The sequence below is a fragment of the Kitasatospora sp. NPDC017646 genome (genome assembly GCF_044329365.1).
Classification (GTDB): domain Bacteria; phylum Actinomycetota; class Actinomycetes; order Streptomycetales; family Streptomycetaceae; genus Kitasatospora.
Map to the genome: position 1 here is coordinate 58,215 of NZ_JBIRJC010000029.1, position 26,899 is coordinate 85,113.

Genomic DNA, 26,899 nt, shown 5'->3' on the forward strand with positions numbered 1-26,899 from the left:
TCGCCATCGACCGGATGGGCTACACGCTCTGCCCGGAGCTGATCGAGCGCAAGGTGGCGGCCGGGGCTGCTCGGTCCGGATGCCTGGGTACGATCAAGCGCTTGATGATCAAGGCGACAGCGCCCACGGCAATGATCGCCACGAGTGGCCAGGTGTTCACCGCGTGTGCCCCTTTGGTCCCGGGTCGCCGCTCGGCGGCCGCGCCGCAGCCCGTCCACGAGGCGCGGCCGCCGCCCCGCCTACGCCGCCGGCGACACCCGGGCCGGCGCAGGCCCGCTCCGATGGCACCGCTCTGCCGCTCGCACGTCGATGCGCCGAGCGGGGCGGTACCGGTCGTACCGGAGTCACGAGGCGTGGCTGAGTGCCCCTTCCGTCAGCGCCTCGACCTGTTGCAGGGTCGTGATGCGTACCAGTTCGGGATCCTGACGGAGGATCATCCGGTGCACTTCCTGTAGCGCGGCCGGCGGATCGATGCCGAACTCCTCGGCGAGCTGGAAGCGCAGGGCGGAGTAGCAGCGGGCCGCTTCGCTGATTCGCCCGGCGTGGTAGCAGGCGACCATGAAGAGGGTGTAGAGGTTCTCGTTCAGCGGATGCTCGGTGATCAGCCGTCGTAGTTCGGGGATCACCTGGCGGTGCTGGTGGCAGAGCATTTCGGCCTCGATGCGTTCGATCACCGCCGCCAGGCGCTTCTCGTCCAACTCGGCCGCCGCCGACCGGAACACGCTGGCATCCAGGCGGTCCAGCGCGGGACCACGCCAGAGCGAGTCGGCGTGCCGCAACGCGTTCGCCCGTTCCTGGCAGTCCTGTAACGACCGTGCCCGGTGCACGAGTTCGCTGAACTTCTCGGCGTCCACACCGTCCGGGGTCGAGCTCAGGAGATAAGTGCCGTCACTGGCGGTGATCTCCACTCCCTTCGAGCGCAGCTCGCAGGCGCTCTTCTGGATCTGGTTGCGTGCCGATCTGGGTGGTTTGCTGCCGTAGACGGCGTCGATCAGGATGTCGACGTGAACGGCCCGGTCGAGGGCGAGGAGAAGGCGTGCCAGAAGGGCACGTGACGGGCGTGTGGCCAGGTCGACCTCTCTGTCGTCGTGCCAGAGCACGACAGGTCCGAGAATCCCGAATCGCAGACCTTGATGCAGAGTTCTCACCTCTTGTCCCACCTTCCTGTCGGGCGGAGGCCGCGGATGCCCCGCTGTCGGTCGCGCCGGTCGGCGCGGCGAAGCGGTACGGCGGTGGCGATCCCCGGTGGCAGATGTGATCGACACCTGCGCACACGGAGTCTTCCTCGGCTTGAACGTCGGCTACAGCGGACAGCACACAACCGGACACGTCGGATGGCAAGGCCGTCGACAGGGTGTCAGCCGACAACAGTCCCACGATAAGGGCCGGGCCGGATGGCGGCGCCTCCACCGGACCCAACTCGGGGGTGGACCAAGGCGATGGCGACGGCGTCGCGGGGCGGGGCGGCCGCGTGGCCCACCGGCTCTGCCGCGCGCCCGCTCGGTCCCGTCAGCGGCGTGACGGCGATATCCTCCAGCCCCACACTGACCCCCGTCAGCTTCATCAACCGGTCCAGCCTCCTACGGATGACGGCGGAGGCCCGTGGTCGGCGACCCCTCGGAGCTCCAGCGGGTGGCTGTGCCTGTCAAGGTCGAAACGACACAGAGGGTAAGCATGCTTGATCAGTCTGTCAATGAACGGTCAAAGGTGGCCGGGATCCCTGCCGCCGCGAGCGGAGTGGGGGAGGGGTTACGGGGCCCGGACGGCCGGCCGCGGCGTCGCGGGAGGCGTCAGCCGACGTCGGAAGGCCGCCCCCGAGCCGGGTCCGGAGCGAGCGCGTCTCGCTGGGAAGTGGTCCGGAAGCGACCGGGAAGCACCGCTCGGCACGATCAAGTACCGGGAGCCGACGGGTGTTCGGCCCTGCGGCGCGGCGACCAAGAGGTGCCGGTCGTTCGTGTTTCTCATGGAGGCCCGGGTGTGTCCGTTGTGGAAGCCAAATGACCGATAAGGCACCCGACCGTGGGAAATGGTGGTCGTTCGCCGCGGCACGACCGGACTTCCGCAAGCTCTGGAGCGCGCAGTCCGTCTCGATCGTGGGCTCGCAGGTCAGTCTCATCGCGTTCCCGCTGACGGCCCTCGCCGTCCTGCACGCCCGTGCGTCGGAAGTGGGCACCCTGAACGCGCTGTCGCGCGCGCCCTTCCTGGTGTTCGGCATCTTCGCCGGCGTCCTGATCGACCGCTGGCGCTCGCGCCGGGTGCTGATCATCATGGACTGGACCCGGGCCGTGACCCTGGCACTGATCCCGGCTCTGATGCTCTCGCACGCCCTGACCATCGAGTGGCTCTTCGGCGTCGCCTTCGTCGTCGGCTCCTGCACCGTCTTCTTCGACATCGCCTACCAGAGCACCCTGACCAATCTGGTCGTCCCCACCGAGTTGCTGACGGCCAACCGGTGGCTGGAGACGAGCAGGTCCGTGGGCAACATGTCCGGCCCCGGATTCGCCGCGGTGTTGCTGAAACTCGTGTCGGCCCCCGTCGCCATCCTCGTGGACGCGACCTCGTACCTGCTGTCGGCGCTCTTCGTGCACTCGATACGCGCCCCCGACCGGAAGCCGCCCAGGAGGCACGGCGCGTCGATCTGGCGGGACTTCAAGGCCGGTCTCCGGTTCGTCGGCGAATCCAGCTTCCTGCGCTGGAACGCCATCATCGCCGCGACCTGGAACCTGTTGACCAGTGCCCTGATCACGATCTTCTTCGTCCATCTGGAAAGCGATCTGAAGCTGAGCTCCGCGACCGTCGCCGTGGTCGTCCTCGTGGGCAGCGTGGGTTCCTTCCTCGCCGTCCTGGTCGTGGCCCGGCTCATCGCGTGGCGCGGCCTGGGCTGGTGCATCGTGCTGTCCATGTGCGTCGGCGGCGCCGGCGGGGTCTTCCTGGCCTCGTCCAGCGGTCGGTCGGCCGTGGCGATCGCCGCCATCACCCTCGGTTACCTGCTCGTCAGCGCGGCCGAGCCGCTCTTCAACATCAACGTCATCAGCATCCGGCAGATGATCACCCCGGCCCACCTCATGGCCCGGACGACCGGCGCCATGCGCTTCGTGGTGTGGGGGACCCTGCCCGTCGGCGCGCTCATCGCCGGCTTCCTGGGCGACGCCTTCGGCGGCCGGACCACGCTGGGCGTCATCGGCGTCGGATTCCTGATCCCCGCGGCGATGACGTTCCTCTCGCCCTTCCGGAGCATTCGAACCGTCTCCGATCTCGAAATCGGTGACAGCAGGCAGGAGCACAAGGAGGGAGTAACAGGTGTTTGACGCCGAGACATATCGAAGCGATCTGGTGCGACTGGGCATGCACAAGGTCGCGCACCAGGACGGAACCCTGGTGGAGCACATGTTCCGCGCGTGCGCCATTCTGCAGGACATGAAGGCGAAGGAGTCCGTCTGCCTCGCCGGGCTCTTCCACGGCTCCTACGGGACGGAGGGTCTGCACAACGACGACCCCGACTCCATCCCGGAGAGCAAGCGGGTCGCGGTACGGGAGATCGTGGGCCCCGAGGTCGAGCAGGTGATATTCACCTTCTCCGTCATGAGCTACCAGTCGCTGGGCAAGAGCTTCCGCCGGATCATGCGGCCGGGCGGAACGCCCGAGCTGAAGGACCGGCGGACCGGCGAGGAGATACCGCTGGACCGCGAGCAGTATCTGGACATCCTCCGTCTGAAGCTCGGCGACGTCCTGGCGCACATGCCGCCGCAGGTCGGTCACACGCTGGTGGACCTGCCGACGGAGTACGCGGGGTTCTGGAAGATGGCCGCCGAGTACTTCGGCCTGGACACGATCAAGACCTGGAACAAGTTCACGGGAGGCGAATTGTGGATCGACCCGGAAGAGAATTAGTGTCGCAGTCGTGGGAGGGCTTCCGCCTCTCCCGCCAGCAGGAACGAGTCCTCCGCCTCGCCTCCGCCGGAACGGCGGGACGCACGGTGGCCGGGGTGCGCCTCGGCGGCCCGATCGACCGCGTGGTGTTCGAACGCGCGGCCCACGACGTCGCCTCGGTGCACGAGAGTCTGCGTTCCGCCTACCGCACCGTCCTGGGTGAGAACAGCACCCGGCTGATGGTGATCGAGGACGAACCGCGGATCGAGGTGACGGAGAGCGCGGGGGACGACGCGGCGCTGGCCGCGATCGTCCGCGCGGAATCGCGCGCGGACGGCTTCGAGAGCGTCCTGCGCCTCATCCTCTTCACCCACACCGATCAGCGCCGGTCCCTGATCCTGTCGGCGCCGCGACTGAGCGTCGACGGTGCGTCGGCCGAGGTCTTCTTCCGGGATCTGCAGCAGGCCTACGGCACGCGGCTGACCGGCACGCCGTGGACCCGCGAGGACGTCGTCCAGTACGCGGACTTCACCCAGGTCCAGCTCGACGAGGCGGCCCCGAGCGCGGAGCAGGCCGAGATCGCGGCCGAGCGCCGGGCGCGACTGACCGCTCTGCCGCCCCTGCGCCTCCCTCTGGAACTCCGTTCCACGGAGACCGGTCACGAGTGCGCGACGTGGACGGTTCCGGCCCCGCTGGCCCGGGCGCTGCGGGAGCTCGGGGGCCCCTCCGGCGACGGCCTGCACGGCGTCCTGCTGACCGGGTGGATCGTCGCCCTCTGGCACGCCACCGGACGGCCGGAGGCGCTCGCGGTCGACACGATGCTGCCGGGGCGGAGGTTCCGCGAACTGGCCACGGCCATCGGGCAGTTCGAGAGCCCGGTACCGGTCCTCACCGCGATGTCCGCCGAGACGACTCTCACCGCGCTGCTGAACTCGGTGAACCAGGAGCTGGCCGCGGCCGCGGATCTCGCCGAGAGCCTGGTGGAGCTGCCCCAGCAGCACGCGGCCGGCGTCCCGGGGTTCGCCTTCGCCGACGTCGCGGAGTTCCCCTCCGAAGCGGCCCTGGCCTGCGCAGACCTGTGGGTGGAGGCGGCCGGCGACGCCCGTAAGGTCGGCGTCCGGGCCCAGCGGACCGGCGACGAGATCCGCCTCGAACTGCGCCACCAGTCCCGGGGAATGGCCGAGGGCGGCGCCGACGCGCTCCTGACCTGCCTGCGCGCCGCGCTGGTGGCCCTGGTCGGCGACGGCTCGACGACCGTGGGTTCACTGGCCATGCTCGACGCCGAAGCGGCCCGGGAGCTCATCGCGGCCAGCAACGCCTCGCAGCCCCCGGAGCAGCGCCCCGCGCACTGGCACCGGCGGGTCGAACAGGCCGCGCACCGTTTCCCCGACCGCACCGCTCTCCGGTCGGACACCCGCTCCTGGAGCTACCGCGAGTTCGACGAAGCGGCCAACCGCCTGGCGGGCGAGTTGGCCGGGCGCGGCGTGGTCCCCGGCGGCACGGTCGGGCTCTGCCTCGAACGGTCCGACGTGGCGATCGTCGCGATGCTGGCGATCGCCAAGGCCGGCGCGGGCTACGTCCCGGTCGATCCCCACCTGCCCCGCAGGCGCCGGTCCGCCATCGCGGAAGCGGTCGGCTTCCGTCACGTCGTCGCGACCGCGGAATCGGCCTCCGACCTGCCGGAGGGCTGCGACGTCGTCCTCGTCGACGCGGACCTGACGGTCTGTGCGCAGCGCAGCAGTGAGCGCCTCGACGTGGAGACCGCGGACGACGACCTGGCCTACGTCCTGTTCACCTCCGGCTCCACCGGAACGCCGAAGGGCGTGCTGGTCGGGCACGGGCAGCTCGCGGCCTATCTGGACGGCGTCCTCGACCGGCTCGGGCTCGACGGCGAGATCGACTCGGTCGCGCTCAGCAGCCTGGGCACGGACCTGGGCAACACCACGCTCTTCCCGCCGCTCATGACCGGCGGCGCACTGCGCGTCGTCAGCGCCGACGTCTCGGCGGACGCGCAGGCGCTCGCGGAGGTGCTCGCGGAGGAGGACTACGACCTCCTCAAGATCACGCCGTCCCACCTGGAGGCCGTCTTCGCGGTCGCCGAGGAGCCGGCTCGGCTGATCCCCCGCGAGGCCCTGGTCCTGGGCGGCGAACCGTTCGCCTGGGGCGCCTTCAACATGCTCCGGACCTTCCTCGGCGACTGCCGGCTGTACAACCACTACGGTCCGAGCGAGACCACGGTCGGAGTGCTCTGCGGCCGGGTCGCCGACAACGAGCTGGCCGGTCTGACCTCCACCGTGCCGCTCGGGAAGCCGATGCGGCACGCGCGCGGCTACGTCCTCGACCCCAACCTCCGGCCGGTGCCGGTCGGAGTCCCGGGCGAGCTGTGGATCGGCGGATCCTCGGTGTCCCAGGGCTACCTCGCCGGGACGGCGGACCAGAAGGAACGTTTCACCGACGACCCCTTCAGCCCGGTCGCGGGGGCTCGGATGTACCGCACCGGTGACAGGGCACGGCTGCTGCCCGATCTGGGCTTCGAGTTCCTCGGCCGGGTCGACCGCCAGATCAAGGTGCGCGGATTCCGGGTGGAGATCGGCGAGATCGAGGCGGTCATGCGGCAGCACCCCCGGGTGACGGGCAGCATGGTCGTGCACACCGGCGAGAGCATGGCGGCGCACCTGGTCGGCTACCTGATCGACGCCGAGGGCAGCCGCGGGGCCGCCGAATGGCTCCGGGAGTTCCTGGCGGAACGCCTTCCGGAGTTCATGATCCCCGCGCACCTCGTGGCGCTGGACGCCTTTCCGCTGACCAGCACCGGCAAGATCGACGCGGCGATGCTCCCGGAGCCGGGCTCCTACATCGCGGGCTCCACGTCGCTCGTCGAGCCCCGGACCCCGACCGAGCGGGCGGTCGCCGATGTGGTGGCGCAGGTCCTCCTGCTCAAGCAGGTGGGCGCCGACGACGACTTCTTCGAGATCGGCGGGCATTCGCTGCTGGCCACCCAGCTGATCGCGAAGCTGCGCCTGGAGTTCAGGGTGAGCGTCAAGCTGCGCGACCTGTTCAAACGGCCCGTCGTCTCCGAGCTCGCCGAGTTGATCGATCAGCTCCTTGAGAAGAAAGCCGCGGGGGAATGATGTCCGAAGGGGCAGGGATGACGAGCCGGTTCAGCCGGCAGCGGAAGCCGGTGTCGGTCGGCGGCGGGGACCTCGTGCGGACGGCCCCGCTGGTCGACGGGACCCGGGCGGTGCTGTGCGAGTCGGCGGTCGCCGGGCTCGACGCCCGCGACTGGCTGTCCGGTTCCGGCGAGACGCTCAAGCGGCTTCGCGACGAGCACGGAGCCGTCCTGTTGCGCGGCTTCAGCCCGCTCGACGCGGCCGGGCTCGCCGAACTGGCCACGGCCATGTCGGGGGACCTGCTCGACTACACCAACCGCTCGACGCCGCGCACGCGGGTCGACGGCAAGGTCTTCACCTCCACCGAGTACCCGGCCGACCAGACCATCCCGTTGCACAACGAGATGTCGTACGCGGACTCGTGGCCGGCCACGTTGTTCTTCGGCTGCGTGGTCGCGGCGCCCGAGGGCGGTGAGACGCCGCTGGCGGACAGCGCGCGTGTGTACGACCGCCTGTCGGAGGCGACCCGCGAGCGGTTCGAGCGGCACGGGGTCATGTACGTGCGGAACTTCGGGAACGGCCTGGACCTGAGCTGGCAGGAGGCGTTCCAGACCGATGACCGCACCGAGGTCGTCGACTACTGCGCGGCGCACGGCATCCAGGCGGAGTGGCTCGGCGGCGAACGGCTCCGCACCCGGCACGTGGTGCAGGCCACCACGAAGTCCCGGACGTCCGGGACGAAGGTCTGGTTCAACCAGGCGCACCTGTTCCACGTCAGTTCGCTGCCCGCCGACGTCGAGCGCGAACTGCGCGAGAGCTTCGCCGAGGACGAACTGCCGCGCAACGCCATGTACGGCGACGGCACCCCGCTGGATCCGGCCGACCTCGCCGAGATCCGGGCCGCGTACGCCGCGGAGGAGATCGCGGTGCCCTGGCGGGCCGGCGACGTCATGATCGTCGACAACGAGCAGTTCGCCCACGGGAGAAGGCCGTACTCCGGCGACCGTTCGCTGATGGTGGCCATGGCATGAGCGATCCGGCGATGTTCGAAGCAGTTCGGGAAGAGATCGTCTACGCGTTCGAGAACACCGTGTTCTTCCACGACCACATGGTCGCGAACGGTCTCCGGCCCGAGGACATCAAGGGGCCGGCGGACTTCCACCGGATTCCGCCGACCGCGAAGGCCCACTACCGGCGCAATTTCCCGGCCGGCGTGCTGGCCAGGGGGTACACGCTCACCTCGGCGGAGGTCATGCGCTTCCAGAGCTCCGGGACGTCCGGCGAGCGGCTGAACAGCGCCATCCTGTCCTACGACCTGGCACGTCGCCAGGCGACCGCGCTCGGCGTCAACCGCCGCTTCGACTCGCTGTGGAGGCCGGGCGGACGCCCGAGGATCTGCCGGTTCGCGCCGCCGAACTGCTCGGACGTGGAGTGCGCGACGGGATTCTCCTCCATGGAGGACCGGACACTCCCGGACGGCACCCTGGTGCTGACCGTCGCCCACGACCTGCTGGCCACCCCGGACTGGCAGCTCAACAAGGCCTTCGACGAGATCGAGGCGTACCAGCCCGACATGCTGGTGGTGGACCCCACGCACTTCGCGTTCCTCACCCGGGCGGCCCGCCGGCTGGACCGGAAGATCGTCTCGCCCCGCAAGCTGCACATCGTGTGCGGCTACACGCTCATGACCCGGGTCGCCCGGCGCCAGATCGAGGACTTCATGGGGCCGGACGTGCCGATCGGCGACATGATCGGCATGTCCGAGCTGGGCTATCTGGGATTCGAGTGCCACCACGGCCGGCGCCACATCAACGACGCCGACTTCTATCCGGAGTTCGTCCAGGACGGCGAGCCCGTACCGGAGGGCCGGATGGGCGAGCTGTACGTCACCACGATCGACGACTGCCTGATCCCGCGCATCCGCTACGCGACCGGCGACTACTTCACGCCCCTGGGGGACTCCTGCGAATGCGGCAGTGAGCTCCCGGTGGTCCGCATCGAGGGCCGGGGCACCCACCTGGTCCGGCTGCCGGACGGCGGCGTCGTCACCCCCGCGGCCGTCGACGCCGCGGTCGGCGCCCCGCACTGGATGGACCTCTACCAGCTGGAACAGGACCGGACCGGCGACTGCACCTTCCGCTACGTCACCAACGCCGAGCCGCCGGCCGCCGACCTCGCGGCCCTCGAAGCCCGGCTGGCCGACGCCCTCGCGCCGAACGGCCTCCGGTTCCGGTCCACGGACTACATCGCCGGCGAACGCAGCGGGAAGTTCCAACCCTGCATCTCCCACATCTCCGCGGAGGGGGCGTGATGACCACTCAGAACGCGCACCGGGCCGACTTCCCGGCGCTGCGACGCGAGATCGACGGACAGCTGATCTCCTACCTCGACAACGCCGCCACGACCCTGAAGCCCCGCCCGGTCATCGAGGCCATCACCGAGTACTACGAGACCAACGGGGCCAACATCCACCGCGGGAAGCACCGGCTCTCCGAGGAGGCCTCCGACGCCTACGAGGCCGCCCGGGTGGTGCTGGCCCGGCACATCGGCGCGGCCACGAACGAGGTCGTCTGGGTCCGCAACACCAGCGAGGCGCTCAACCTGGTGGCCGCAGGCCTGGATCTGCCGGACGACGCGTACATCGTCGGCTGCCTCGACGCGCACCACTCCCAGCTGCTGCCGTGGCGGCGGGTCGGCCGCCTGGACCTGGCCCGGGTGGACGGCCACGGCCGGCTGGACCGGGACCACTTCCGGAAACTCCTGGAGGGGCGGCCCCAGGTCGTCGCGCTGACCCACTGCTCGAACGTCACCGGTGTCGTCCACCCGGTCGCGGAACTCGTCGCCGAGATCCGTGCCGCGTGCGACGCCGTGATCGTGCTCGACGCCGCGCAGTCGCTGCCGCACCAGCGGATCGACGCCCACGAACTGGGCGTCGACTTCATGGCGTTCTCGATGCACAAGATGCTGGGGCCGACCGGGGTCGGCTGCCTGTTCGGGCGGAGCGAGTGGCTCGCGAAGCTGCGCCCGCTGTCGGTCGGCGGCGGGATGGTCGACTGGGTCGACCTCGACGGCAGTGTCGACCGGCGCATCCCGTTCCGGTTCGAGGCGGGGACGCCGCCGATCGCCTCGATCATCGGCTGCACGGCGGCGGTCCGGTACCTCGAGGCCTCGGACGGTCCGCGACGCCACCAGCATGCCGACGAACTCAGCGCGGCCCTGGTCGAGGGCGCGCTCGCGCGCCCGGACGTGCGCCTGATCGGCCCGCCGGACCTGGTCGACCGGATCCCGATCGCGACCCTGCGGCTGGGGGACGGCGTCCCCACCGGGGAGGTCGCCCGCCTGTTGAGCGACTCCCACGGCTTCATGGTGCGCAGCGGCCACATGTGCGCACAGCCGCTGGTCACCGAACTCGCCGGCGGCGAGACCCTGCGGGTGTCGGCGTACCTGTACAACGAGGTCGCCGAGATCGAGGGCTTCTACCAGGCGCTGGACGAACTGCTGGCCTGCATGGCCCCGACGGCGGGAACGGGGGCGCGTCGATGAGCGCGAGCACTGGCGGCGAGGCGAACGGTCCCGGGTCCGCGGTCCGCTACCTGGTCGTGGTCAACGACGAGGAGCAGTACTCGATCTGGCCGGCGGCCCGGCAGGTGCCCGCCGGCTGGCGACTCGGTGGGATGACCGGTTCCAGAGCCGAATGCCTCGATCACATCGCGGCCGTGTGGACCGACATGCGACCGGCGAGCCTGCGGTGACGGGCGGGGGAGAAGGGGAAACCGTGCTGCACGACGACGACCGCGCACCGGACTTGGCGGCGCTGATCCTGGACCGGGCGCGCCGGACGCCGGCCGCGATCGCCGTCACCGACGGATCGCTCGACGTCACCTTCGCGGAGTTCGTCGACCGCGCCTCGCGGCTCGCCGCTCATCTGACCGGCCTCGGCGTCGGTCCGGAGGTCCGGGTCGGTGTCCTGCTGGACCGCTCGGTCGACCAGCTCGTCGCGCTCGCCGCCGTGCTGATCAGCGGCGGTGCGTACGTTCCGCTCGACCCCTCGTACCCGGCGGCACGGATCGCGTACATGCTCGACGACGTGCGGGCGCCGGTGGTCATCGGTCACCGGGCTCCGCTGGAGGCGATGGGCGTCGGCGCGCACGCGAGCACCGTGTGCTTGGACCGCGACGCGGCCCGCATCGCGGCGTGCGAGCCGATGCCTCCTCACCCGGCGGAACCCGGGCACCTCGCCTACGTCGTCTACACGTCGGGCTCGACCGGCCGCCCCAAGGGGGCGATGAACACCCGGGCCGGTCTCGTCAACCGCCTGCTGTGGATGCAGCACCACTACCGGATGAGTCCCGAGGACGTCGTCCTGCAGAAGACCCCGGTGGGCTTCGACGTGTCGGTCGGGGAGAGTCTCTGGGGACTGGTGGCGGGGGCCCGCACCGTGGTCGCCGAGCCGGGCGGCCACCGTGACCCGGACCGTCTCGCGGGTCTCGTCCGCCGGCACGGGGTCACCGTCGCCCACTTCGTGCCGTCGATGCTCAGCGTGTTCCTCGACGTGGCCGATCCGGCCGGTTGCGGCTCGCTGCGGCAGGTGGTGGCCGGCGGCGAGGCGTTGAGCCCCGGGCTGGTGCGGCGGTTCTTCGCCAGTGGCCTGGGTGCCGAGCTGGACAACATCTACGGTCCGGCCGAGACGGCGATCGACGTCACCCACTGGCGCTGCCGGCCGGACACCGACGAGGCCGCCGTGCCGATCGGTACCGCGGTGCCGCTGACCGACACCCATGTCCTCGACGACCGGGGCACGCCGGTGGCACCCGGTCGGACGGGCGAGTTGTACATCGGCGGCGTCCAGGTCGGGCGCGGGTACCAGGGCCGGCCGGAGCTGACGGCGGAGAAGTTCGTGCCGGATCCGTTCTCCGGCGTCCCCGGTGCGCGCCTGTACCGCACCGGGGACCGCGTCCGGCTGCGGACCGACGGCGCACTCGAGTTCCTGAACCGGCTCGACCACCAGGTGAAGGTGCGCGGCGTGCGGATCGAGACCGGGGAGATCGAGGCCCTGCTCGCCGACGTCCCCGGAGTCCGGGCCGCCGCCGTGGCGGCCCGGGGCGCCGGCGACTCGGCCCACCTCGCGGCCTACGTGGTCGGTGACGTGCCGGAGCGCGTACTCCGCGAACGACTCGCGGCGGTGCTGCCGGAGATCATGCTCCCGACCGCCTACGTCTCGCTGGAGGCCCTGCCGCTGTCCCCGAACGGCAAGCTCGACCGGTCCGCGCTGCCCCGGGCGGAGGCCGGCGTCCATGACGGGGCGAACGGGCCGCGGGGCACCACCGAGCACGCGGTCGCCGCCGTCTGGGGCGAAGTGCTCGACCTTGCCACGGTCGCCCGGGACGCCGACTTCATCGCTCTGGGCGGCACGTCGCTGCACGCGGCGCGGATCGTGTCGCGGCTGCGCGCCCGGCACGGCGCCGGCCTGACCATGAGCGAGTTCTTCGCGGCCGGCACCGTCGCGGGGACCGCCGCGGTGCTCGACCGGTCGGAGGCCGCGCACAGCGTGGTCCCCCGTTCCGCGGACGCGCCGCTCGTTCCGTCGCTCGCGCAGCGGCGGCTCTGGTTCCTCGACCACCTGAACGAGACGGCGGGGACGTCCTACAACATCCCCGTCGTCACTCGCGTCCGCGGGCCCCTCGACATCGCGGCCCTGACCTCGGCCCTCGGAGACGTCGTCGCCAGGCACGAGCAGCTGCGCACCTCGTTCAGCTTCGCCGACGGCGACCTGCGGGCCAGGTGCGACGGCGGGCTTCCGACCGTCGAGGTGGTCGATCTCACCGACCGTCCACAGGAGGCGGCACGGCTGGTCGCCGACCTGACCGCGGTGCACCTGGACCTCGGCCGAGCGCCGCTGCTGCGGGCGACGGTGCTGCGGCTCGGCGGCGACGAGCACGTCATCGTCCTGGTGATCCACCACATCGTCTCCGACGGGTGGACGGTGGACCTCCTCGACCGCGACCTGGCCACCGCCTACGCCGCGCGCATCGCGGGCCGCAGCCCCGAATTCGCTCCGGCCACCCGCACCTACCGGGACTTCGCGCAGTGGGGCCGCGAGAACACCGGGGACCTCACCCCGTGGCGGGCGATGCTGCGCGACGCGCCCGTGGTCCTGGAGATACCCGCCGACCGGCCGCGTCCGCCGGTGCGTTCGCACCGCGGCCGCCGGATCAGTGTCGAGGCGCGCGGACTGCTGGCCACGGTCCTGGGCGCGGCCGCCAGGACGAGGACCACACCGTACGCGGTCTGCGCGGCCGCCCTCGGCGTCCTGCTGCGCGACCTCGTCGGCGTCGACGACCTGCTGATCGCCTCGCCGACCAGCGGTCGGCCCGATCCCGGCCTGGAGGACGTCGTCGGGTACTTCGCCAACACGGTGCCCGTGCGGCTCCGGCCGGACGGCGGCACGTTCGGCGAGTTCGCGACGGCCGTCCACCACACCACCCTCGAAGCGCTGGAGCACCAGTACGTGCCCTTCGAGCGGCTGGCCCGGGAGTTCGCCCGCGAGGGCGACCTGTCCCGTTCCCCGCTGACCCAGGTCGCCCTCGCGTACCAGGGGCGGCGACGCCCCAACGCGGCGCTCGCGGGGCTCGCGGTGGAGCCGCTCCCCGCCGACACCGGGACGGCGAAGTTCGACGTCACGGTCGAGATCACCGAGATCGGCGAGGGCGATCTGGAGGTGACGCTGGAGTACGATTCCGCCCTGTTCGACCCCGAGCGGGCCGAGGGGCTGCTCCGCCGGTACGTCGACCTGCTGGACACCGGCGCCGGCCGGCCCGAGGTGGCGCTCGACGAGTTGGTGGGCGACGCGCGCCCCGGCCGTCCGGGCGCGGGCCGGACCGGGCTCCGCTGCCTGCACGAGATCTTCGCGGAGGTCGCGGCGGCCGTTCCGGACCGGGTCGCCGTCGTCGACGGCCGCAGGTCGATGTCCTACGCCGAACTCGACGTCGCCGCGAACCGGCTCGCGCACCGGCTCGTCGCGCTCGGCGCCGGTCCGGAACGGCTGGTCGGGCTGTGCACCGAGCGCACCGTCGACCTGGTGGTCGCGGTGCTCGCGGTACTGAAGTCGGGGGCCGGCTACCTCCCGCTGGATCCGACGCATCCCGTGTCCCGCTCCACCTTCGCCCTCGACGACGCCGGCTGCGACCTGGTCGTCACGGACGACGAGCACGCCGAGGCGCTCGCCGCGCCGGGCCGCAGGGTGGTGCGGCTGACCGACGTGTCGCCCGACGCGCCGGGCACCGCGCCCGAGGTCGACGTCCGTCCCGGCAACGTCGCCTACGTCATCTACACTTCCGGCTCCACGGGACGGCCCAAGGGCGTCGTGGTGCCCCACGCCAACGCGGTCAGGCTGTTCGAGGCGACCGCGGACGACCACGGATTCGGGCCGGACGACGTGTGGACGCTGTTCCACTCGATCGCGTTCGACTTCTCGGTGTGGGAGCTGTGGGGAGCACTGCTCCACGGCGGCCGGCTCGTCGTGGTCGGCCACCTCACCAGCCGCGACCCGGCCGCGTTCCTGGAACTCCTGCGCGCCGAGGGCGTCACGGTCCTCAACCAGACCCCCACCGCGTTCAAGCACCTCGCCGCGGCCGCGGAGAGCGCGGGCTCTCCGCCGCTCGCGCTGCGGCTGGTGGTGTTCGGCGGCGAGGCGCTGGAGCCGGCGGCACTGCGCCCGTGGGTCCGCAGCTACGGAACCGCCCGGCCACGCCTGGTCAACATGTACGGCATCACGGAGACCACGGTCCACGTGACGGTCCGGCCGCTGGACCTCGCCGACCTCGACGCGGCCGTGAGCCCGATCGGCGGGCCGTTCGGCGAGGTGCGGGTCCACATCCTCGACGAGCAGCTGCGCGAGGTCGCCGCGGGTGTGGAAGGCGAGATGTACGTCGGGGGACCCGGCGTGTCCCGCTGCTACCTCGGCCGGCCCGCGCTGACCGCCGAGCGGTTCCTCCCGGACCCGTTCGGCGGGCCGGGCGACCGGCTCTACCGCACCGGGGACCTGGCCGTCCGCCTGGCCGGCGGCGAGCTGGTCTTCCGCGGACGGTCGGACAGCCAGGTGCAGTTGCACGGCTTCCGGATCGAACTCGGCGAGATCGAGCGCGCCCTGCTCGACCGGACGGGGGTGCGCGCGGCGGTCTGTCTGCTCCGGGAGGACGTGCCGGGGCAGCCGAGGCTCGTCGCGTACGTGGTCACCGCCGAGCAGGACCTGCCCGATCTGCGGACACTGCTGGCGGAACGGCTCCCCGCGCACATGCTCCCGTCCGCGATCGTGCGGTGCGACGCGCTGCCGCTGACCGCGAACGGCAAGCTCGACCGCGACGCGCTGCCGCCGCCGGACGCGCCGCGGAGCGGGACCGCCGACGACGGGACCGCCGAGGACCGCGCCGACGCGCCACGCAGCGAGACGGAGCGTGCGCTCGCCCGGATCTGGGCGGCTGAGCTGGGCATCGGATCCCCGGGCCTGCACGACAACTTCTTCGCCGTCGGCGGAGACTCGATCATCGCGATCCGCGTCGGCATCGCCGCCCGCGCGCAGGGGCTGCCGGTGACCGTCGAGCGAGTGTTCCTGCACGCCACGATCGGTGAGCTCGCGGCCGAGTGCGACCGCCTCGGGGACGCGGACGTCGCGCCGCCATCAGCCTCCGTCCACGTCGACGAACGGATGCTGCCCGACGACGTGGAAGACGCCTATCCCACGGCGGCGATGCAGCTCGGCATCCTGTACGAGTGCGAACTCGCCGACGACAGGCCGGAGTTGTACCACGACCTGGCCAGCGTACGGCTCCGGGGCCGCTTCGACGCCGACGGACTCCGGCGGGCGCTCGACGCGATGACCGAGCGCCACGAGATCCTCCGTACGTCCTTCGACCTCGGCCGGTACGGCCAGCCGATGCAGCTGGTGCATCGCAGGGCGCGGATTCCCCTCGTCGTCGACCAGCTGACCGGTCACGACGCGGACGCCGAGCTCCGCGCCTGGTGGGAGCGCGAGGTGGCGAACCCGTTCGACATCGGGACGGCGCCGCTGCTGCGCTGCCACGTGCTGCCGCGGGGGCCCGAGGAGTTCCAGGTCTCGATCGCGCTGCACCACGTCGTCCTCGACGGCTGGAGCGTGGCGCAGCTGATGACCGATCTCCTCCAGGCGTACGACACGGCGCTGGCCGGGGGCGAGGTCGTCGGCCGCCAGGCGCCCGCGTCCCGCTACCGCGACTTCGTCGCCGCGGAACGGGCCGCCGTCGAATCGCCCCGGACGCGCGCGTTCTGGACCGGCGTGGTCGAGCGGCTGCCCGATCCGAAGCTCCCGGAACTGCCCGGGGACGCCGGGAGTTACCGGGCCGAGCTGCCGACGGAGCTCGACACGCGGCTGCGCGAGGTGGCCGCGAGCATCGGCACCCCGCAGAAGTCGCTGTACCTCGCCGCGCACTTCTGGGCGTTGTCCCAGCTGACCGGCGAGCCGGTGGTGGCCTCCGGCGTACAGGTGAACGGGCGGCTCGACGAGGCCGGTTCCGACCGGCTCCTCGGCGTCCTGCTCAACGTCCCGCCGCTGGTCGCCGACGTCTCGGGGCAGACCTGGGCGGGCCTCGCGCGGGTGGCCTTCGACGCGGAGCGCGCGGCGCAGCCGCACCGGCGGTTCCCCGTGGGGCAGATCAGACAGCTGTCGGACGGCATGCTCTACCAGGTCGCGTTCAACTTCGTCGACTTCCACAACCTCGACGACGTCAAGAAGCTGACGCGGGTGGAAGTCGTCGACTGGTGGTTCGCCGACGAGCACAGCGTGTGGATGCGGGTGCAGTTCTCCCGCAGCCGCGCGACCGGGGCCCGGCTCCTCGACGTCACCACCGGTGTGAACGCGGAACACCTGGCCGGGACCGCCCAACGGCTCGGCGCCCTCGTCCGTGACGCCCTCGACCTGATCGCCGCCGACGTGCAGGCGCCATGCCCGCCGGCGCACCCGGACGTTCCGTGAGGGACGACCGCGCCCGGACGACCGCGCCCGGCCGGGCGCGGTCGTCGGTGGGGTTCAGGAAGGAGCCGCGCGGATGCGGGGGACGGCGCGTGCCAGGCGTACGGTGCCCACCACGATCAGGGCGAGGCCCGCGGCCGTCGGCAGCAGCCACCAGCCGGTGCGGACGTGCTCGTCGTACAGCGCGACACCGAGGACGAGGCTGATCAGGGCGTCGCCGAGGGTCAGCGCGGGCTGGGAGGCCGCGAGGGACCCGGCTTGCAGCGCGTTCTCCAGCAGGAGGATCGCCAGGACGCCGCACAGGGCGAAGCCGTAGGTCTGCCAGGCGGTCAGGAACGCGCTCAGCCCGTGTGCGGAGAGGGTGCCGGCCGCCGACTTCATGAAGGCGGCGGTGAGCGCGTTCGCCACTGCGGAGGCGGACCCCAGGCAGGCGGCCCGGCCGGGGCCCGGCGGACGACTGGCGGCGGCTGCGACCAGCGCCGCCACGGCACCCAGGCACAGGGCGGTGGTCGGTACCCACCGGGCCATCGGTGCGTGGGTGTTCCCGCCGTGCGGGTGGGCGGCGATCAGGACCACCGCCAGGCCCAGGGCGATGGACCCGATCGCCCACCAGCCGGCCGTCGGGATGCGTCGCCGGAGCACCCGTGTCCCGATCATCAGGGCCAGCGGCAGTTCCAGGACGAAGACCGGCTGGGCCAGCGCGAGCGGTCCGGTGGCCAGGGCGAGGGCTTGCAGGCCGGCGGCCGCCACGACGGCGGCGATTCCGGCCGCCCACACCGGCTGGCGCGCGAGGTCGGCGATCAAGCGGGGCTGGAGGGACCGGGTCGCGGGCACGTTGAGTGCGGCCTTGCGCTGCAGCACGGTGCCGAGAGCGTTGCTCGACGCCCCGAAGAGGGCGAACAGGACGCACAGGACGGGCATCGTGGACCACCTCCGCAGACGTGCCGGGTCCGTGAGCGGCCGGACGCCTCGGACAGCTTCCCAGGGATCTCCGCCGGGTGCCGCCGCCGCGCGGCCGGCTCACCCGTCCGAGGCATCCCGCGGGGTGGCGGAGGGTGGAGGGGAGTCAGGGCGCCGGATCGGGGCGGGTGCCGAGCTGCCAGTCCCGGGGGGACGTGCCGTAGGCCGCGCGGAAGGCGCGGCTGAAGTGGCTGGGGTTGACGAAGCCCCAGCGGCGGGCGATGCCCGCCACGCCGAGTTCCGTGGCCACCGGGCGGAGGAGGTCGCGGCTGCAGCGCTCCAGGCGTTGGGTGCGGATCCACCCGCTGACGGTGGTGCCTTCGAGGTGGAAGAGTTTGTGGAGGAAGCGGACCGAGATGAAGGTGGCCTCCGCGATGGTGGACGGGCAGAGGTCCGGATCGCGGAGGTTGCGCAGGATGTGGGCCTTGACCCGCTCCAGGGAGGCTGCGCTCCGCGGGGCCCGGGGGCGGGAGCCGCCGGAGTGGTCGTCGACCAGCAGGGCCACCAGGTCGAGCGCGATGGCCGCGGCCCGGCGGCCGACGGCCTCGTCCAGTACGTCGGCCTCGCGCGCCATCCGGGAGAGGTAGGCCGCCACCAGTGCGGCGGTGCCCTCGGCTCCGCTGAAGGGGGTGGCGGTCAGCGCTCGCAGGTCCCGCTCCGGGACGTCCAACTCGGCGCGGGGAAACTGGAAGGAGGTGAAGGCGAATCCCTCCTCGATCTTCTTCCGGAAGACCCGGGAGGTGTCGGTGATGGAGAACTCGCCCGGCTGGATGACCGATTCCCTGCCGTCCTGCTCCTTGAGCGCGCGGCCGCGCTCCTGGAGGCTGATGATCAGCGACGGCGGGCCGCCGTCGGCGATCAGGCGTCGGCTGCGCGTCACCACCTGGGGTCCCGCCTGGACCCTCGATATCCGCATCGGGCCGAGCTGGTGGCCGACGATCGCCCCGGGCGACGGCACCTCCTCCAGGAGGTCCACGGTCATCGGCACGAAGGCGTGGGACACCGCCTCGTGCCAGCTCTGCGCCCGGTCGGAGGCGGACAGTCGCGCGGTGGAAAGAGATGCGGGCACCGGTTTCCTCTCGGGTCGGTCGGCCACCGGTGGCCCCGTCCACCGCTGCGCCTTCCGGATCACCATGCCAGCGGACCCCCGGGCGGGACATCGCGTGAACGTACTGGATCAGCCGTGACGGGTGACCCTCACCTGACGGCGTCACCGGCTGCGGTGGCGTCGCCGGTGACGTGGCGCTGGGCGACGACGAGCAGCAGGGCGGCGGGCACGGACGCCAGGACACCGGTGGCCATGACGGCGTTCCACCGGTCGGTGTGGGCGCCGAGGTACTGGTAGACGCCCAGGGTGATCGGCCGGACGGTGTCCGTGGTGGTCAGGGTGAGGGCGAAGAGGAAGTCGCTCCAGGCGAAGAGGAAGCTGAAGACGCCGGCCGTGATCAAGGCGTTCCGGCTCAACGGGAGCACCACGGAACGGAAGACGCGCAGCCGGCCGGCGCCGTCCATCCGCGCGGCCTCGATGATCTCCTCGGGGATGCCCCGCATGAACGCGTGCAGGACGACGATCGAGAAGGGGACGCCGACGGTGGAGTCGGCGAGGACCAGCCCGGGGCGGGAGTTCAGCAGTCCCAGGTCGTTGTAGGCGCCGTAGAGCGCGTCGGCCACCACGATGCCCGGCACCGTCTGGGTGGTCAGGATGCCGAGGAGCACGACGTTGGTGCCGCGCAGGCGGAACCGGGCCAGCGCGTGGGCCGCCGGCGCGGCGAGGGCCAGGCTGAACACCGCGCTGCCGAGGGCCACCACGAGGCTGGTGACGAGGTTGCGCCCCTGGTCGCGCAGCGCGGTGGCGTACCCGCCGAGGTCCGGATGGAGTGGGAACCATCCGCCGCGCAGGGTGTTGCCGGCCGGCTGGAGGGAGGCGTTCACCATCCAGTAGACGGGGAACAGCATCAGCGCCAGCAGGACGATCCCGACGAGGGTGGACAGCCGGCGGCGGCCGGGTGGGCGTTTCACGGGATCATTCCCCGGTCGGCCAGCGGGCCGCACGGCCGGACGGCCGGACGGCCCGGGCGTGTCGGTCGGCCCGGGCGCGTCGGTCGGCGCGCAGGTGGAGGACGGCGAACAGCAGCGAGAGGACGATCAGCAGGTTGCCCAGCGCGGCGCCGCGCCCGAAGTCGAACTGCCGGAAGGACAGTTCGTACGACTGGGTGGCGATGGTCTCGGTGGCGCCGGCCGGTCCTCCGCCCGTGACCACCAGGATGATGTCCAGCACCTTGACGGTGTAGACCACGCCCAGCACGAGCACCACGCGCGCCACCGGCCGCAGCAGCGGCCAGGTGATGTGGCGGAACGAGGCCAGCGGGCCGGCGCCGTCGAGCTCCGCCGCCTCGTACAGGTGCGGGGGGATGTCCCGCAGACCGCCGTACAGGATCGCGGTGTTGAAGGGGACACCGACCCAGGTGTTGACCAGGACCACCGACAGCAGCGCCTGGGAGGTGCCGGTGAGCCAGGGGACGCCCGACGGCGAGAGGTGGAGGCCGCGCAGCACCGCGTTGACGACTCCGGTGTCGGGGTCGAGCATCCACTTCCAGGTGGTTCCGGAGGCGACCAGCGGCAGCAGCCACGGCAGCAGCAGGAGCGATCGCAGAACGCCGCCGAGCGGGAAGCGGCGCCGGAAGAACAGGGCGAGGGCCAGGCCGACGGCGAACTGCCCCAGGACCGAGCCGGCCGTGAACACGGCCGTGGTCAGCAGGGTCCGGGGGAAGGTGGAGGAGGAGAGGACCGCCGCGTAGTTCTCCAGCCCCACGAACGGGGCGTCGCCCGTGTAGAAGGTCGTGACGGTGTACCGCTGGAAGCTCATCACGAGGTTCTGGACGACCGGGTAGCCGAAGAACAGCAGCAGGTACGCCGCGGCGGGTGCGACGAACAGCCACTGCGTCCAGCGCTCCCAGTGTTGCCAGCGCCGCCCGCGCCGGACCGGCGACGGGTCACCGGCCTCCGGGGCCTGCACGGCCTCAGCGGCCGGTGGCGAACTGCTGCGCATGGCTGAGGGCTTCCTCCGGTGTCTGCTCACCCGTCAGCGCGGACTGGATCGCGGTGTAGATCCCGGTCGCCGCCCTGGGCCACTCGACGCCGAGCTCGCTGGTACGGGCGCGCGCCGCCGCTACGCTCTGGGCGAAGGCGGCCATCGACGGGTTCTCCTCGACGTGCTGGGCGGCCACCGCGGTGCGGGAGGGCACGGTGTGGTGCTCCTGGGCGAGGGTGAGCATGTCGGCGGGGGAGTTGAGACAGGCGAGGACCCGGGCGGCCTTCTCCTGCCGGGCCCTGGAGGGGCTCTGCGGGACGGTCCACACCTCGCCGCCGAGCGGGGTGACCGGGCTCCCGCCCAGCCGGGGGACGGGCACGGGGGCCACTCCCCAGTGCAGGTTCGCGTCCTGGTCCAGGGCCGGGATGCGCCACGGGCCGTTGATCATCATGGCCGTCCGCCCGGCGACGAACTGGTCGTGGACGTCGGCCTGCGTCCAGTTCAGCACCGACTTCGACATGGATCCGCTCTTCACCAGGTCGACCCAGAGCTGGAGCGCCTGCGCGGCCTGGGGGGTGTCCAACTGCCGTTCGTCGCCGCCGTTGGACCACAGGAAGGGCAGGAACTGCCAGGTGCCCTCGAAGGTGGCGTTCGCGTCGACCGCCATGCCGTAGCGGCCGGGACGGGTCAACGCGGCCGCGGCCGCCTTCAGTTCGTCCCAGGTCCTCGGGACGGCGACGCCGGCCTCGGCGAGCATGTCCTTGTTGTAGAGGAGGGCGACGGTGCTGACGTTGGGGGCCAGTCCGTACAGCTTGCCCTGGTAGCTGCCCGCCGACACGATGCCCGGGGCGAAGCCGTCGGCGTCGATGCCGTAGCCGTCCAGCGGGGTCAGCGCGCCGGTCCGGGCGATCTGCTGGAGGTCCGGGTTGTCGAGCATCAGCAGGTCGGGGAGGGTCCGCGAGGACGCCTGTTGCAGGACCTTGGGGATCAAGGACGCCCCCGGGACGCTCGTCTGCTCGACCCGTACCCCGACCGTGCGGCCGCACGCGGTGAGCAGGTCGCCCCACTGGGCGTGTTCGGTCCCGTCGGTGTAGTAGTCGAGCGCGGTGATGGTGGTGACCTCGCCCCCGGACGACCCGGAACCGGTGCTGTGACCGCATCCGGTGGCGGCCGGCGCCAGGAGGAGGAGCCCGGTCAGGAGGGCGGCGATCCGCCGAGCCGACGATCTGGCCGGTGAGATCATGCTGGTGCCTTTGCCGGGTGCCTGGGGGTCGGGGTGTCGGGGTGTCGGGGGTCGGAGTGCCGGGGTGGAACAGGACTCTTCCGCTCGAACGCACATTAAACACCCCCGGGCGTACCCGTGGCGTGCCCGGTGGCCTCCCGGATCATCGCCACGACGGCGTCGGGCCGCGACAGCGGGACGGCGTGCGAGGCGTCCAGCACGTGTTCGATGGCCGCCATGCGTTGGGCCATGAAGCGCTGGGCGGCGGGGTTGAGCATCCGGTCGGCGGTCGCGATGGCGTACCAGGACGGCTTGTCCGCCCAGGCCGGTGAGCCCGATCTGTCGGTCAGCGCGCGGCAGGCGATCGGGCGTTGTGCCGCGGCCAGCGTCTGCCCGGCCGCGGGTGACAGGTCGTCGGCGTACACCTGCCGGAACCGTTCCGGGCGGATGTGCACCTCGGCGTCGGGGCCGGCGGAAAGGGCCGTGGTGATGGTGGCGTCGGCCAGTGGGGAGGGGGCGAAGCGGTTGGTGATGTCCAGCACGCACTCGCCGGCGTCGAGGCCGAACGCGGCGACGTAGCACAGCGCCACCACATGGTCGGTGTCGCAGGCCGCCTGGGTGATGACCGCGCCGCCGTAGCCGTGGCCGACCAGGACGACGGGGGCGTCGAGCTCGCGCACCAGGCTCCTGACGCTTGCGGCGTCGTGCTCCAGACCGCGCAGCGGGTTCGCCGGAGCGTGCACCGCCACGCCGGCGGCATGCAGCAGATCGACGACCCCCGCCCAGGACGAGGCGTCGGTGAACGCCCCGTGCACCAGCACGACGGTCGGCGGAACGGGGGCGGGGCTCTGCATGCCGGTGACCTTCGACTGGGCGGGTGGAGGGCGATGTCCCAGCCAAGCGGGTCCGGGCGCGGGGGGCATCGCGTGAACGTACCAACCGGGCGGGTTCGGACCTCAGGGGTCAGATCTCGGGGAGTGAGGCGACCAGGTTGGCGAGCTGGACCCGGGAGCCGATCGACAGCTTGCGGAAGACGGCCGACAGATGGGTGTTGACGGTGTGCGGGGACACCACGAGCACGTCGGCGGCCGACCGGTTGGTGTGGCCCTGGGCGATGAGGCGCGCCACCTTCTCCTCCGAGGCCGTGAGGGCGCCCCAGCCCTGGACGGGGCGCTGCGCGCTCGCCGCCCGGCGGCCGTCGGCCCCGGTGCCGTCCGCGGCACGTGGGACGGCTGCCGCCGCGGCGTGGGCGCCCGCCTCGGCGAACGTGCCCCGCGCCCGGGCCAGCACGGTCACCGCCGGGCCGGGCCGCCCCGCGGCCAGCAGTGCCAGGCCGAGATCGGCCTGCGCGGCGGCCCGGGCGAGCGGGCGGGGGCACGCCCCGAGCAGTTCCACGGCGTGTTCGAGCAGGGCGGGGTCGTTCCGCACGAGCCCGCCGGCCTGCGCCGCGATGCCGGTGGCGGTCGGCACGGACGGGTTGCGTCCGGCGTGGGCCTCGGCCTGCGCGGCCAGGTCCTCGGCGAGCTGCCGCTCCCCGCCGCGCAGGCACATCCGGACCGCGGCGTCGACCCAGTCGCGCAGCAGCCGCCAGCGCATGAAGGGGCCTTGCTGCTGTACCCGGCGGATCCGGTCGACGGCGAGTCCCGCGTCCCCGTCCGCCTCGGCGTGGACGGCCTCCAGGAAGCGCACCGCGGCCGTGTTGCCCGGGTTCGGTTTGACGGCCAGTCGCTCCCGGGCGGCGAGGAGGTGTTCCCGGGCCGCCTCCCGGTCGCCGCGCAGCAGGGCGATGCGGGAGCGGATCACCCGGCCGTTCACCTGCTGGACGGGCACCCGCACCTCGTCCTCCAGGTGTTCCATGGTCACGAAGTCGGCCTCGGCGTCGTCGAGCCGGCCGAGCCCCAGGTCGTGCTGGCCCTGGGCCCACAGCAGCATGGCCTGACGCACCGCACCGGTCCGCTCCGCCGCCCGGAGGAGCAGGCGTTCGGCGGCGGCGAAGTCGTCCACGTGCAGGTGCGCGACGACCTCCTCGGGGAGGAAGGCGGAGTCGATGGCGCTGAGCGCGGCGAAGCGCTCCACGGCGACCGCGTTCTCCCCGGCGTTCAGCGCGATCTCGCCCAGCCCGGACAGGGCCAGCACGTGGGCCTCCCGGTCGCCGATCGCGGTGGCGGTCCGCAGCGCGGTCTCGCCGGCCTCCCGCGCCGTGGCCAGGTCGCGGCCCCGGGACAGGGCCAGGGCGCGCAGGGCGGCCAGCCGGGCGCAGATCTCCGGGGCGGAGCCGCCCGCGGCGAGCGCGGCCTCGGCCCGGCGGCGCAGTTCGTCGGCGAGGTCCATGGTCCACAGCGCCCCGCCCAGGGCGGACTGCAGGCGGCCGAAGGTCTCCAGCGGCGGCCGGTCGGCCAACAGCCGGTCGCCGGTCGCCAGCGCCTCGTGGTCGCGGCCGGCCCGGGTCAGGAACAGGATCGTCTGCTCGCCGACCTCGAACTTCAACTGCCCCTTCGGCGGAGTCAGTTCGAGGGCGCGGAGCATCAGGTCGGCCGCCGGGTCCGGGGTGACCGCCAGCACGTCGTCGGCCGCTCGCCGCAGCAGCGCGACGGCCTCCTCGTCCCCGGGCAGGGCGCCCCGGAGGATGTGCGGCACCGCGTCGATCGGCTGCCGGCCCGCGGCGACCAGGCGGCGGGCGGCCTCGCGGTGCAGGACCTTCCGGGCCGACGGCGGGATGTCGGCGTACACCGCCTGGCGCAGCAGGTCGTGCCGGAAGACCAGGTGGTCGCCGTCGTCGTCCAGGAGTCCGGCGCGCACCGCCTCCTCCAGCGCGGGGAGCAGGGCGGCGGCCGGGCGGTCGCAGAGTGCGGCGGCGTCGTCGAAGCCGAACCGGCGGCCCAGCACCGCGCCCATCTGGAGGAAGCGCAGGGTGCCGGGCTGGAGGGACCGGAGCCTGCCGCGCACGCCGACCACGAGCCGGGAGGGCACGCTCTCCTGCGAGGCGTCGGCGGTCCGCAGCCCGGCCAGCATCTCGACCGCCAGGAACGGGTTCCCGCCGGCGCCGTCGAGCAGGTCCCGCACCCACGCGTCGACCGCCGGTCCGAGCGCGTCGTCGGCCAGCTGACCGATGGCCGCGTCGGACAGCGGGCCCAGGGACACCGTGACCGTCGGAAGGTTGCCGGTGGCGGCCGCCACGATCTCCTCCGCCGGGCACGCGGGCTCCCGGCGCCCGGTCAGCAGCCACAGGACCGGCGAGGTCCGCAGACGGGTCGGCAGCTGTTGCAGGGCGAACCGGCTGAGCGCGTCGGCCCACTGCACGTCGTCCAGGCCGATCAGCACCGGGGCGTCGGTGGCCCTGGCCTCGATCGCCTCCGCCAGGCGTTCCACCAGCCAGATCCGCTGGTCGTGGTTGCGGGCGAGAGCGGCGAGGTCGTCGCCGGACAGCAGCGGCCGGTCGCCGTGCAGGATGCTGGCCGCCAACGAGGAGAACGGCACGATGTGGTGCAGTTCGTCGGCCTTGCCGAGGCCCACGGAGAACCCCGCCGCGCCGGCCCGGGAGACGGCCTCCGCGAGCAGGGTGGTCTTGCCGATGCCCGGCTCCCCCTGGATCAGGGCCAGCCCCCCGCTCCCGGTGCGGGCCACCGAGGCGATCATTGCCTGGAGCTGCGCGAGCTCGGCCTCCCGGCCGCGCAGGCCACGATGGGACAGCGGATCGCCTGACCCTGCCATTCGAGCTTCTTCCCGTCCGCCCCCGCGTCTGCCGAGGTCGGACTCCGTCCGTGCCGCTGTTCCCGGCTTCCCGAGGGTACGCCGTGCGCGGTCGGAGGCCGCACCCCAGGTGGCGGTGGCCGGGGCCTCAGCCGGTGGGGCCGGGCAGTTCGGCGTCCCAGTCGATCGCGTCGGCCTCGGTGCCCGGGGGGACGAGCGCGAAGGTCTCCCGGCGGAGCCAGCGGCGGACCTGAAGGGCCGGGAGGTCGATCAGGGCGAGGTCCTCGCGGTTGCGGAGCATGACGCGCAGGGCCGTCCGGCCGTGGCAGGCCCTGGGGGCTGCCGTGGACCAGGGGAGGCGGATGCGCCGCCCAGGCGAGGGAGGGGCGTCGTCGGGGGATGTTCCGGCGCTGCACGGTGATGTGACGGCCCGTGCACCGCTGGGCCGCCGGACGGGGTGGGAAACGGGTTCCTTCCGGCCGGGCCGTTCGTGGTGGCCGGAGTGTCCAGGGCGTGCCGACGGCTGTCGAAGCCTCGATGTCGCTAGTCCCAACCCCCTTGTCCAGTAGGCACTTTATCCTCCCGAGGGTACGGGCACGGCCTCCTCCGGGCAGCGGGCACCGCTGCGGATGAGCGCCGTCCGGGGCGGGCGGAGCCGTCGGAAACCCGGTTTGTTGAATGTTTGTCCACCTTGTTTCCCTCCTTGTATGAATGGCACCGGGAGGCTGTTGGGCGAGCAAGCCCCCGCACTTGCACAGAACCACTTCCAACCGGTCGGAGACTCCCGTGAGCCAGTCGGGTCCCTCACCCATGCTCGAAACCCCCGCGCCCGAAGCCGAAGTCCACCAGCTCGACCAGGCCGCCGGCGACGGCGGCAGCGGCGGCAACGGCTGCATCGACATCCTCGCCGCGCCGCCGGGAACCGATCCCGAGGACTGCCTCTACGTCGCCCTGCACGTCCATGGTGCGGCCTCCGTCCGGCGCCGGGGCGCCAGCATCGTCCTGGCCCCCGG

Annotated in this window: 18 protein-coding genes; 9 read left to right on the plus strand and 9 right to left on the minus strand. The window is 72.4% G+C overall.

Features of this window, described 5'->3' with window-relative positions; all coding sequences use genetic code 11:
* Positions 1-344: 344 nt before the first annotated feature.
* A complete protein-coding gene (locus ACH4J0_RS31900; protein ID WP_396244331.1) occupies positions 345-1,100 on the minus strand; it encodes a BTAD domain-containing putative transcriptional regulator in 756 nt (251 codons plus the stop codon).
* Between the two features lie 897 nt (positions 1,101-1,997).
* Between ACH4J0_RS31900 and ACH4J0_RS31905 the strand changes: the two genes are divergently transcribed.
* From ACH4J0_RS31905 to ACH4J0_RS31940, 8 genes are read left to right on the plus strand one after another with little or no spacing between them, the layout of a single operon-like run.
* Complete coding sequence (locus ACH4J0_RS31905; protein WP_396244333.1) at positions 1,998-3,308, plus strand: MFS transporter; 1,311 nt, start codon at positions 1,998-2,000, stop codon at positions 3,306-3,308.
* On the plus strand, positions 3,301-3,891 hold the full coding sequence (locus tag ACH4J0_RS31910) for a DUF6817 domain-containing protein (RefSeq protein WP_396244335.1): 591 nt from the start codon (positions 3,301-3,303) through the stop codon (positions 3,889-3,891). The genes ACH4J0_RS31905 and ACH4J0_RS31910 overlap by 8 nt, the downstream gene beginning before the upstream one ends.
* Entirely contained in the window at positions 3,891-7,001 is a 3,111-nt protein-coding gene (locus ACH4J0_RS31915) for an amino acid adenylation domain-containing protein (protein WP_396244337.1), read from the plus strand. The genes ACH4J0_RS31910 and ACH4J0_RS31915 overlap by 1 nt, the downstream gene beginning before the upstream one ends.
* Positions 7,002-7,018: 17 nt before the next feature.
* Positions 7,019-8,011: a TauD/TfdA family dioxygenase gene (locus ACH4J0_RS31920; protein WP_396244339.1), complete on the plus strand. Its 993-nt coding sequence runs from the start codon at positions 7,019-7,021 to the stop codon at positions 8,009-8,011.
* Positions 8,008-9,291, plus strand: a complete 1,284-nt coding sequence (locus tag ACH4J0_RS31925; RefSeq protein ID WP_396244341.1) for a phenylacetate--CoA ligase family protein — start codon at positions 8,008-8,010, stop codon at positions 9,289-9,291. Before ACH4J0_RS31920 ends, ACH4J0_RS31925 begins: the two co-directional genes overlap by 4 nt.
* On the plus strand, positions 9,291-10,523 hold the full coding sequence (locus tag ACH4J0_RS31930; RefSeq protein WP_396244343.1) for an aminotransferase class V-fold PLP-dependent enzyme: 1,233 nt from the start codon (positions 9,291-9,293) through the stop codon (positions 10,521-10,523). Before ACH4J0_RS31925 ends, ACH4J0_RS31930 begins: the two co-directional genes overlap by 1 nt.
* Entirely contained in the window at positions 10,520-10,732 is a 213-nt protein-coding gene (locus ACH4J0_RS31935; protein ID WP_396244345.1) for an MbtH family protein, read from the plus strand. The genes ACH4J0_RS31930 and ACH4J0_RS31935 overlap by 4 nt, the downstream gene beginning before the upstream one ends.
* Positions 10,733-10,755: 23 nt before the next feature.
* Positions 10,756-16,986 carry an amino acid adenylation domain-containing protein gene (locus ACH4J0_RS31940; RefSeq protein ID WP_396244347.1) on the plus strand — a complete coding sequence of 2,077 codons (6,231 nt, stop codon included), beginning with the start codon at positions 10,756-10,758 and terminating at the stop codon, positions 16,984-16,986.
* A 54-nt stretch (positions 16,987-17,040) separates the two neighbouring features.
* On the opposite strand, the gene ACH4J0_RS31945 is transcribed toward ACH4J0_RS31940, so the two are convergent.
* The 8 genes from ACH4J0_RS31945 to ACH4J0_RS31980 all read right to left on the minus strand — a co-directional run bounded on the left by ACH4J0_RS31945 (position 17,041) and on the right by ACH4J0_RS31980 (position 26,187).
* Positions 17,041-17,904: a DMT family transporter gene (locus tag ACH4J0_RS31945; RefSeq protein WP_396244348.1), complete on the minus strand. Its 864-nt coding sequence runs from the start codon at positions 17,902-17,904 to the stop codon at positions 17,041-17,043.
* Positions 17,905-18,049: 145 nt separating this feature from the next.
* A complete protein-coding gene (locus ACH4J0_RS31950) occupies positions 18,050-19,012 on the minus strand; it encodes a helix-turn-helix domain-containing protein (RefSeq protein ID WP_396244349.1) in 963 nt (320 codons plus the stop codon).
* Positions 19,013-19,140: 128 nt separating this feature from the next.
* Entirely contained in the window at positions 19,141-19,962 is an 822-nt protein-coding gene (locus ACH4J0_RS31955; protein WP_396244351.1) for a carbohydrate ABC transporter permease, read from the minus strand.
* Positions 19,963-19,966: 4 nt separating this feature from the next.
* Complete coding sequence (locus ACH4J0_RS31960; protein WP_396244353.1) at positions 19,967-20,992, minus strand: carbohydrate ABC transporter permease; 1,026 nt, start codon at positions 20,990-20,992, stop codon at positions 19,967-19,969.
* Positions 20,964-22,217: an ABC transporter substrate-binding protein gene (locus tag ACH4J0_RS31965; RefSeq protein WP_396244355.1), complete on the minus strand. Its 1,254-nt coding sequence runs from the start codon at positions 22,215-22,217 to the stop codon at positions 20,964-20,966. Before ACH4J0_RS31965 ends, ACH4J0_RS31960 begins: the two co-directional genes overlap by 29 nt.
* Before the next feature lie 95 nt (positions 22,218-22,312).
* Positions 22,313-23,050, minus strand: a complete 738-nt coding sequence (locus tag ACH4J0_RS31970; RefSeq protein WP_396244357.1) for an alpha/beta fold hydrolase — start codon at positions 23,048-23,050, stop codon at positions 22,313-22,315.
* 109 nt (positions 23,051-23,159) lie between these two features.
* Positions 23,160-25,907 carry an ATP-binding protein gene (locus ACH4J0_RS31975; protein WP_396244359.1) on the minus strand — a complete coding sequence of 916 codons (2,748 nt, stop codon included), beginning with the start codon at positions 25,905-25,907 and terminating at the stop codon, positions 23,160-23,162.
* Between the two features lie 127 nt (positions 25,908-26,034).
* Complete coding sequence (locus ACH4J0_RS31980; RefSeq protein ID WP_396244360.1) at positions 26,035-26,187, minus strand: hypothetical protein; 153 nt, start codon at positions 26,185-26,187, stop codon at positions 26,035-26,037.
* A gap of 509 nt (positions 26,188-26,696) precedes the next feature.
* On the opposite strand from ACH4J0_RS31980, the gene ACH4J0_RS31985 reads away from it, so the two are divergent.
* Positions 26,697-26,899, plus strand: a 203-nt coding sequence (locus tag ACH4J0_RS31985) for a hypothetical protein (protein ID WP_396244362.1), incomplete at its 3' end; no start/stop codon positions are given.

Coding starts and splice junctions, on each gene's coding strand:
- ACH4J0_RS31905 (WP_396244333.1), top strand. CDS start 1,998: ATGACCGATAAGGCACCCGACCGTGGGAAATGGTGGTCGTTCGCCGCG.
- ACH4J0_RS31945 (WP_396244348.1), bottom strand. CDS start 17,904: ATGCCCGTCCTGTGCGTCCTGTTCGCCCTCTTCGGGGCGTCGAGCAAC.
- ACH4J0_RS31925 (WP_396244341.1), top strand. CDS start 8,008: ATGAGCGATCCGGCGATGTTCGAAGCAGTTCGGGAAGAGATCGTCTAC.
- ACH4J0_RS31935 (WP_396244345.1), top strand. CDS start 10,520: ATGAGCGCGAGCACTGGCGGCGAGGCGAACGGTCCCGGGTCCGCGGTC.
- ACH4J0_RS31920 (WP_396244339.1), top strand. CDS start 7,019: ATGACGAGCCGGTTCAGCCGGCAGCGGAAGCCGGTGTCGGTCGGCGGC.
- ACH4J0_RS31930 (WP_396244343.1), top strand. CDS start 9,291: ATGACCACTCAGAACGCGCACCGGGCCGACTTCCCGGCGCTGCGACGC.
- ACH4J0_RS31960 (WP_396244353.1), bottom strand. CDS start 20,992: ATGCGCAGCAGTTCGCCACCGGCCGCTGAGGCCGTGCAGGCCCCGGAG.
- ACH4J0_RS31980 (WP_396244360.1), bottom strand. CDS start 26,187: ATGCTCCGCAACCGCGAGGACCTCGCCCTGATCGACCTCCCGGCCCTT.
- ACH4J0_RS31975 (WP_396244359.1), bottom strand. CDS start 25,907: ATGGCAGGGTCAGGCGATCCGCTGTCCCATCGTGGCCTGCGCGGCCGG.
- ACH4J0_RS31970 (WP_396244357.1), bottom strand. CDS start 23,050: ATGCAGAGCCCCGCCCCCGTTCCGCCGACCGTCGTGCTGGTGCACGGG.
- ACH4J0_RS31965 (WP_396244355.1), bottom strand. CDS start 22,217: ATGATCTCACCGGCCAGATCGTCGGCTCGGCGGATCGCCGCCCTCCTG.